This window comes from Kitasatospora cystarginea (assembly GCF_039533515.1).
GTDB classification, from domain to species: domain Bacteria; phylum Actinomycetota; class Actinomycetes; order Streptomycetales; family Streptomycetaceae; genus Kitasatospora; species Kitasatospora cystarginea.
Genome location: NZ_BAAATR010000145.1, coordinates 1 through 1,772, shown reverse-complemented (window position 1 = coordinate 1,772; position 1,772 = coordinate 1). Strand labels below are relative to the sequence as shown.

Here is a 1,772-nt window from a genome sequence, read left to right as displayed (position 1 = left end):
ATGGACAAGGGCGGTGTCGTGGCGGAGCAGGGCACCCACGACGAACTGCTCGCGCAGCACGGGCTCTACGCATCCCTCTGGCAGCTCCAGGCCGGCGGCCTCGTCGCCTCCTGACCGCAGCACAGCGCCACCAGCCCGCCGACCGCGTGACGTCACCGCGGCCGGCGCGCTCCCGGCGCGGCCTACGAACACGCCGGCCCACACTCCTGGAGGTACCCCCATGTCTCGTCGCGACGGCGACGCCCTTCCCCTGACAGCGGCTCAGCGTGAGATCTGGCTCGCCGAGCAGGGCGCGCGGACAGCGCTCGACGTCTACCGCATCGGCGATTACCTGGAGGTCCACGGCCCGGTCGATCCGGAGCTCTTCGAGGCCGCGGTGCGCCGGGTGGTCGGTGAGATCGACGCGCTGCACGTGAGCTTCGTCGACGACGGGCAGGATCCGCGTCAGGTCGTCCGCGGGGCATGGGCCTGGGAGCCGACCCGGCTCGACCTGAGCTCGGAGCCCGAACCCCGGGCGGCGGCCCTGGCGTGGATGGCCCGCGACCGGATGCGTCCGCTGGACCTCGCCCGCGATCCGCTCTTCAGCTTCGCGCTGATCAGCCTCTCGCCGGTGCACCACCTCCTGTACCAGAACTACCACCACCTGGTGATGGACGGGTTCGGCGTCTCCCTCGTCCGGCGGCGGATCACGCGGACGTACACGGCGCTGGCCGCAGGCGGCCCGGTCCCGCCGTCGCCGTTCCGTTCACTGGACGACCTGATCCGCAGTGACGCCGACTACCGCGCCTCGGGACAGTTCACCTCCGACCGTTCGTACTGGATGGAGCGGTTCGCGGACCGGCCGGAACCGACTCAGCTCACCGGCCGGGCTCCGCGTAGCCGGAGCGGCCTGTGCCCCGCGGCGGAACCGGCGCTGCTCCGCGTGGACACGCTGCGAGCGGCGGCAGCGCAGACCGAAGCCCACTGGTCCCGCCCGCTGATCGCGGCGGCGGCGCTCTACGCGCACCGGCTGACCGGGGACGAGGACGTGGTGATCGGCCTTCCCGTCACCGGGCGCGAGGGGGCCGACCGCGCCCTGATGTCCTCGCCCGGCGCGGTGTCGAACGTGGTGCCCCTGCGTCTGCCGGTGCGACCGGACACGCGGTGGCACGACCTCGTCGCCGAGGCGGCACAGGAGGCCGACGCGGCCCTCGCGCACCAGCGCTACCGCAGCGAGGACCTGTTCCGGGACCTCGGCGTGCCCGGCGCCACCGGGTCGGCGTTCCCGCTCGTCGTCAACATCATGGTCTTCGACTCCCCGCCGAGCTTCGCAGGGCATCCCGCCACGCTGCACTACCTGCTCCCGGAACCGACCACCGGACTGTCCCTCTGGGTTACGGGTCGGCGGGGAGGCAGTGATCTCCAGGTCGAACTCAAAGGCGCTCCCCAGGCATGGAGCGACGATGAATTCGCCGTTCATCAGCGGCGCCTGCTCGCGCTGCTGGACAGCGTGGCGGACTGCGACCCGCAGGAGACGGTCGGCCGGATCGGTCTGCTGACGGTGGGCGAGGAGCGTGAGCTGTTGGCGCTGGGCGCCGGTCCGGTGGCCCGGGCCTCGGCCGAGAGCCTGCTGGAGGTGTTCCGGGCGCAGGTTCGGGCGATGCCGGACGCGGTAGCGGTGGTGGGGTCGGATGCGTCGCTGACGTATGCGGAGTTGGACGCGCGGGCGAACCGGCTGGCGCATGCCCTGATCGCCCGCGGGGTGGGCCCGGAGCGGCTGGTGGCGGTGGCCT

1 protein-coding gene is annotated in these 1,772 nt (G+C 72.7%); it reads left to right on the top strand.

Annotated elements, in window-relative coordinates:
* Nucleotides 1-220: 220 nt before the first annotated feature.
* On the top strand, nucleotides 221-1,772 hold a 1,552-nt coding region (locus tag ABD369_RS40455; RefSeq protein ID WP_344641638.1), incomplete at its 3' end, for a condensation domain-containing protein.